This window comes from Frankia nepalensis (assembly GCF_016786325.1).
Lineage (GTDB): Bacteria > Actinomycetota > Actinomycetes > Frankiales > Frankiaceae > Pseudofrankia > Pseudofrankia nepalensis.
Window position 1 is genome coordinate 1 of the sequence record NZ_JADWYU010000244.1, and the last position, 6,502, is coordinate 6,502.

Sequence of the window (6,502 nt, forward strand, 5' to 3'; positions counted from 1 at the left end):
CCGATCAACCCGACCCGATCCGAACAATCGATCAAGTAACTGTCTCACCGCACGCACGTGCGGAAGACGGGTCTAGAGAGCGGTGGCGGGCGCCGCGGACGTCGAGCGGCGGATCACGATGTTCCCGACGGCGGTGCGGGCGTAGACGGTGGCCGTCTCGTCGGAGGGCTCGGGGCTGTCTACGACCCCCAGGCTGTTGCGGACCACGCCGAAGCGGGTGGTGACGTCGAGCCGGGCGGCCGTGCCGGCGCGGATACCGATCTCGATGCCCCCGGCCGCCGTCTCGAGCACGGCCGTCCCGCGCGCGACCTCACCGACCCGGACCTCCCCGTTCGCCGTCTTCGCCTCGACGGCGCCGCCCGCGCGGTCCACCGAGATCTCGCCGTTGGCGGACTTCAGCCGCAGGTCGCCGCCCGCCTCGCCCACCCAGACCGAGCCGTTGGAGTTCTTGACGACCCCGGTCCCGCCGATGTCGCTGATCCGGATCGTCCCGGACCCGGTGGTGACCTCGGTCCGGCCGGCCGACCGGCCGATGGTCACCTCACCCATGCCGGTGCCCACCCGCAGGGCCTCGGCCCGGTCGACCCGCACATGCCCGAACCCTGTCTTGATCTCACAGTCGCCGAGCGGCCCGTCGAAGTCGATCTGGCCCAACTCGGTGCGGGCGCGCACGTTCGAGCCGGCGGGCAGGCCGATCGACAGGGCGACCGAGCCGCCCCTGGTGAACCGGGCGCGGCCGCGGGGCTTGGCAGCCCGGACCAACAGGACGCCGTCGGCGTACTCGACCCTGACCTGCTCGGCGGCGCGGCCGTCCGACTCGCTGGCGTCGTTGGCCGGGGCGACCTCGACCACGGTGTCGGCGCGCTCGTCGGCGACGAGCCGGACGTCGCCGAGCTGGAGTTCGACGAGCACCGAGATCGGCTTGGGGGTGGCGAACGTGGGCATGGTGGTGCCTTTCTGGTTGTGGCTGCTCGCGTGCGGCTGCCTGGGCGCGCCGTCGCTGGCGCGCTACCTGGGCGCGCCGTCGCTGGCGCGCCACCTGGGCGCGCCGACGGCCAGCCGGGCCTGGGTGGAACGGGTTGGCGGGTTGGCGGGTTAGGCGGGCTGGGTCAGCGGACCCAGCCGGTGAGCTGGCCGCCGCCGCGGGGCGCGGAGCGGCCGGGCTCGCGGATGTCCCGCTCGAGCGCGGCGGCGGCGGCCCGGACCAGCCAGGCGTTGACCGAGAGGCTCGCCTGGCCGGCCGCCTGCTCGATCCGCGTCTTGAGGTGCTCGGGCAGGCGCAGGTTGATCCGTGCGATCGCCGCGTCGTCCCCCTCCGCGGCCGGCGCCGGGCTCGGCGACGCCGGCGCGGGGGCCGGCGTCGCCTCGCCGTGGCGTTCGGCCGGCTCGTCGAAGGGACGGCTGGGTGATGTCACGACGAACGAGGCGTCCCGCCCGCGGAGCCGGACGTCGACCGAGCCGGGCGCGAGCTCTCGAGTGATCTCGTCAGCCGCGGCCGACAGCGCTTCCAGCAGGGTGAGCCGGATGGTCGACTCCAGGGTCGCGGTGAGGCGGTCGGCGAGCGCCCGCGCCTCCTCGCCGCCGGCCTCGGCGGCCACCGCGAGTTCTTCGCGGACAGTGTCGACATACGGCGCCAGATCCATGATGCCATGATGGTGCCACAATGGCGCCATGTCAACACCAACGTGATGCCAGAGCGGCGCTGCAGTGATGCCATGCAATGGTTGCGCGGCTGACGGGCGGCCGGGCGCGGGACCGGAGACCGGGTGTCGCCGTTGGCTCCCTGTGGTTTCCCGAGCGTCGAGGGCCATGTGGTGCCGACATGGCGTCATCGCGATGCCACGGGGGTGCTGGGCCGTACCATGGCGTGCGGCCCGCGGGGGGCCACCGGTGCCGGTAGCCGCCGGCTGGGCCTCGCGACCGCCTGGAGGTCGCTTGACCGGCGTCGTCGAGACCACCGCGGGGAAGGTCCGCGGGCGGATCGAGGAGAACGGGACGCTCGCCTTCCTGGGGGTTCCCTACGGTGGCGCCACCTCGGGGGCGCGCCGGTTCCGCCCGCCGCCGCCGCCCGACCCCTGGGCGGGCGTGCGCGACTGCGTCACCTGGGGCCCTCGCTGCACGCAGACGATGCTGCGACTGGGCGCGCGGTACGGAGCCGACGACCCCGGCGCGGACCGGGCCGCCGCGCTACGGCGCGGCATCGCGCTCGTCACCCTGGCCGGCGGAGGCGACAAGGGGCCTGTCAGCGAGGACTGCCTGAACCTCAACGTCTTCACCCCCGGGCGTGACGACGCCCGCCGGCCGGTGCTGGTGTGGCTGCACGGCGGCGGCTTCTCCAGCGGCAGCGCGAACAACGGGGTGTACCTCGGCGACCGGCTGGCCCGCCGGGGCGACGTGGTCGTGGTGACGGTCAACCACCGACTCGGGGTGCTCGGCTACCTGCACCTCGCGGACCTGGGCGGCGAGGCCTGGGCCGGCTCCGGCAACGCGGGCATGCTCGACGTGGTCCTGGCGCTGGAGTGGGTCCGCGACAACATCGCGAACTTCGGCGGCGACCCGGGCCGGGTGACGGTCTTCGGCCAGTCCGGCGGCGGCGCGAAGGTCTCGGCGCTGCTGGCGATGCCGGCGGCCGAAGGGCTGGTGCACCGCGCCGCGGTCCAGAGCGGCCCCGGGCTGCGCGTCGCCACCGCCGAGCGGGCCGACCGGGCGGCGCACGCGCTGCTGCGCGAGCTCGGCCTCGACGTGACGAGGGCCGAGGCGCTCCGGGAGCTGCCGACCAGGGCGCTGATGACGGCGGCGGCGAAGGCGGCCGCGGCCGATGGGGCCGTGGCTGGCGGTGCTGTGGCTGGCGGGGCCACGGCCGGGGGGAGGGCCGGTTCGCTGGACTTCGTGCCCGTGCTCGACGGCGTCACGATCCCGGCGCATCCCTTCGACCCGGCGCCGGCGCCGCCGCAGCGCGCCGTGCCGGTGCTGGTCGGCTGCACCGCCGACGAGGCGACCTTCATGGCCGCGTTCCACCCGCGGTTCGGCGAGTTCACGATGGACGAGGTCCGGCCCTGGCTCGAGGAGGCCTGGGGCGAGCGCGCCGCGGCGCGGGCCGCGCTGCTGCGAGAGCTGCGCCCCTACGCGACGCCGTCGTTCCTGCGGGCCTGGAGCCAGGGGATCGGCTTTCAGACCAGCACGTTCCTGCTCGCGGACCGCAAGGCGGCCGCGGGCGCGGCGCCGGCCTACGCCTACCTGCTGGCCTGGCGCACCCCCGTGCTGGGCGAGATCCTCGGCGCGCCGCACTGCCTCGACCTGCCGCTGGTCTTCGACAACCACGACCGGGCCCGCTTCGGCGGCCAGGACCCGGACGTGCACCGGCTGGTGGACGAGATGGCCGACGCCTGGCTCGCGTTCGCCCGGAACGGCGACCCGAGCCACCCCGGCCTGCCCGCCTGGCCGGCCTACACGGCCGGCGAGCGGGCCACCATGGTCTTCGACCGCCCCACCCGCCTCGTCCACGACCCCGAGCCCGAGATCCGCGCCGAGTTCCCCCCGTCGCCCCTGTTCCTGTGAGCGCGGGGCCCTGGTCAGCTGGCCTCGGCTAGCTGGCGGCGAGGAAGCGGTCGAGGACTCGGGTGCCGAACTTCAGGGCCTCGGTGGGGACGCGTTCGTCGACGCCGTGGAACATCCCGGAGAAGTCCAGGTCGGGCGGCAGCCGCAGCGGGGAGAAGCCGAAGCAGCGGATGCCGAGCCGGGAGAACGACTTGGCGTCGGTGCCGCCGGAGAGCATGTACGGGACGGCGCGCGCGCCCGGGTCCTCGGCGCGCAGCGCGGCCGCCATCGCGTCCACCATCGGCCCCTCGAAGGGCGTCTCGACGGCCCGGTCGAGCACGACCCACGCGCGGCGGATGTCCGGGCCGATCAGGTCGTCGATCTGGCGGATGAACTCCTCCTCGTGGCCGGGCAGGAAACGCCCGTCGATCCCGGCCGTCGCCTCGCCGGGGATCACGTTCACCTTGTGGCCGGCGTTCAGCTGGGTCGGGTTGGCGGTGTTGCTGATCGTGGCGCCGATCATGCGCGAGAGCGCGCCGAGCTTGGCGACCGTCGTCTCCAGGTCGTCGGTGTCGATCTCGATGCCCAGCGCGTCGCCGACCGAGTCGAGGAACTGGTGGACCGTCGGGGTGAGCACCACGGGGAACCGGTGCCGGCCGACGCGGGTCACCGCCTCCGCCAGCGCCGTGACCGCGTTGTCCGACGCGAGCATGGAGCCGTGGCCGGCGCGGCCGCGCGCGGTCAGCTTCATCCAGGCCATGCCCTTCTCGGCCGTCTGGATGAGGTAGAGCCGCAGGTCGTCGTTGATCGTGTACGAGAACCCGCCGACCTCGCTGATCGCCTCCGTGCAGTCGGCGAACAGGTCGGCGTGGTTGTCGATCAGCCAGCGCGCGCCGAGCGGGCCGCCGGCCTCCTCGTCGGCGAGGAACGCGACGACCAGGTCGCGCGGCGGCCGGCGGCCGGCGCGGACGAGGTCACGCACGACGGCGAGCGTCATCGCGTCCATGTCCTTCATGTCGATCGCGCCCCGGCCCCACAGGCAGCCGTCGGCCTCCTCGCCCCCGAACGGGTGGTGGGTCCACTCCGCCGGGTCCGCGGCGACGACGTCGAGATGGCCGTGGATCAGCAGCGGCGGCCGGCTCGGGTCCGCGCCCTCCACCCGGGTGATCACACTCGTGCGGCCGGGGGCGGACTCCAGCAGGGTCGGCTCGAGCCCGACCTCGGCGAGCTTCTCCGCGACGTACTCGGCGGCGGCGCGCTCGAACCCGTCGCCGTTGCCCCGGTTCGTCGAGTCGATCATCAGCAGGTCCCGGCACAGTTCGACGACCTCGTCCTGCGCGCCGGTGCTCGGCAGTGCCCCCGCGGACGCAGGGGCTGCCGGCACCGATCCGGTAGGTGCCGCGGAGAAGGTCGTCGACTCGCTCGCCATGCCTGACAGTCTGCCCCGGTCGCCGAGGGTGTGCCGGATCAGCCACGCTCGTCGAACATCTTCGGTAACCTTTCGGCAACACATGAGCGGACCGGCCCGCCGGATCGGCGGCTGGACGGCATCAATGGCCGTAGGGGCATTGGTAGCCGTAGGGGCGTCATTGGCCGTACGGGCGTCGCCGGGTGTCACCGGCGCCGCGCCGGTCCCTCGCCGACGAGCGCGCCAGCGGCTCGCGCGTGGCCCTGTCGGCGCCCTCTCGTGGCTTCGGACGCACGGCTCTCGGGTACAGGCCCCTGCGCTGGCGAGGCTCCGGTGGACGAGGCGCGACGACGCCTTTGCCTGGGTCTGAGAAGGCCGGCGGCGAGGAGGGCGGCTCACGATGCTGTACCAATGTCCACGCGCCGATCTGCGCTGCGACGCCGAGTTCATGTCGACGGGCGATCTTGACGACCACTTCCGCTGGGTGCACGGATACCGGCGATCCGGGCGGTACCTGGCGGCGTTCCGGCCCGAGTTGGCGCTCGGCGGCCAGCGCGCCAGGCGGGTCGTTCCCGGGGCGGCCCGGCCCACGCGGGCGGTGCCGACCAGCGTCGACGCCGGGGTTGTCGCCAGCCCTGACCTGGGCGCCGGCGCCACCGGTTTCAGGCCGGCCTCGACGGCCGGCGCGGTGCGTGCCCGGCGCGGCGCTCAGGAGCCCGCGGGCGTCACCGGTCAGCGGCCCGCCGGCGTCGCCGGCCGCGCCCTGCGCCGCCTGTCCCGCCGCCGCGGCTAGCGCCACGGCCGGCGAGGCCGAGCCGGCTGGTCGGACGGAGCGGGCTGGTGGGAGGCGCCCCGCCGACCCGGTAGGCTACCTGACAATGTCGTAAGATTCGCAGGTGTTGCCTTCCCGTCGACCATCCTCATCGCAAGCGGTCTTCACTGGGGGGCAGGGGAACCACCCTGTTCGCTTCCCGTCGGTCAGCATCCCGGGAGGCCTCGCGGTCCGCCCGGGACAACGGCCTTCCTCCGCGGGGCGCGCCCCGCTCGACCGTACGGCCCCGGGCGCATCCGGACCAGGGGCGGGTGAACGAGACAGGCCAGGACTGACCCGCCGGGGATGCCGGCAGAGTGGCTAGTCCGATGGCGACCCCGCTCTATGAACTCAAGGCCCAGTTCTTCCGTTCCCTCGGGCACCCGGCCCGGATCCGTGTACTGGAGCTTCTCCGCGAGGGGGAGCGGTCTGTCGGCGAGCTGGTCGGCGAGGTCGGCCTGGAGGCCTCGCACCTGTCCCAGCAACTCGGCGTGCTGCGCCGCGCCGGTCTGGTGACCACTCGCAAGCAGGGCACGACGGTCTTCTACGCGCTGGCCACACCACTGATCGCCGGCCTGCTCGACCAGACCCGTCTGATCCTCACCGGCGTCCTCAACGAGCAGGCCGAGATCCTGCGTGACCTGTTGGCGGCCCAGCCCTAGCGTCCAGCCGCTGGCCGCGAGGCGACCGCGGCGGGCGTCCCGGAGGACGCCCGCGGGGGGTTTAAAAAAAAACCCAGGCGCCGC

7 protein-coding genes are annotated in these 6,502 nt (G+C 74.1%); 4 read left to right on the forward strand and 3 right to left on the reverse strand.

Annotated elements, in window-relative coordinates; all coding sequences use genetic code 11:
* Positions 1-72 precede the first annotated feature (72 nt).
* Complete coding sequence (locus I6A81_RS37690) at positions 73-945, reverse strand: DUF4097 family beta strand repeat-containing protein (protein WP_203005569.1); 873 nt, start codon at positions 943-945, stop codon at positions 73-75.
* On the opposite strand from I6A81_RS37690, the gene I6A81_RS45245 reads away from it, so the two are divergent.
* The gene (locus I6A81_RS45245; RefSeq protein ID WP_203005570.1) at positions 944-1,099 is read left to right on the forward strand and encodes a hypothetical protein; all 156 of its coding nucleotides are present in this window, start codon (positions 944-946) and stop codon (positions 1,097-1,099) included. The genes I6A81_RS37690 and I6A81_RS45245 overlap by 2 nt on opposite strands.
* A 10-nt stretch (positions 1,100-1,109) precedes the next feature.
* Here I6A81_RS45245 and I6A81_RS37700 read toward each other — a convergent pair whose 3' ends face one another.
* The gene (locus I6A81_RS37700) at positions 1,110-1,643 is read right to left on the reverse strand and encodes a hypothetical protein (RefSeq protein WP_203005571.1); all 534 of its coding nucleotides are present in this window, start codon (positions 1,641-1,643) and stop codon (positions 1,110-1,112) included.
* Between the two features lie 292 nt (positions 1,644-1,935).
* On the opposite strand from I6A81_RS37700, the gene I6A81_RS37705 reads away from it, so the two are divergent.
* Entirely contained in the window at positions 1,936-3,558 is a 1,623-nt protein-coding gene (locus I6A81_RS37705; RefSeq protein WP_203005572.1) for a carboxylesterase/lipase family protein, read from the forward strand.
* A 28-nt stretch (positions 3,559-3,586) separates the two neighbouring features.
* Here I6A81_RS37705 and I6A81_RS37710 read toward each other — a convergent pair whose 3' ends face one another.
* Positions 3,587-4,966: a M20/M25/M40 family metallo-hydrolase gene (locus tag I6A81_RS37710; RefSeq protein WP_203005573.1), complete on the reverse strand. Its 1,380-nt coding sequence runs from the start codon at positions 4,964-4,966 to the stop codon at positions 3,587-3,589.
* Positions 4,967-5,345: 379 nt separating this feature from the next.
* On the opposite strand from I6A81_RS37710, the gene I6A81_RS37715 reads away from it, so the two are divergent.
* On the forward strand, positions 5,346-5,738 hold the full coding sequence (locus I6A81_RS37715) for a hypothetical protein (RefSeq protein WP_203005574.1): 393 nt from the start codon (positions 5,346-5,348) through the stop codon (positions 5,736-5,738).
* Positions 5,739-6,085: 347 nt separating this feature from the next.
* A complete protein-coding gene (locus tag I6A81_RS37720; protein ID WP_203005587.1) occupies positions 6,086-6,418 on the forward strand; it encodes an ArsR/SmtB family transcription factor in 333 nt (110 codons plus the stop codon).
* The last annotated feature ends 84 nt before the right edge of the window (positions 6,419-6,502 follow it).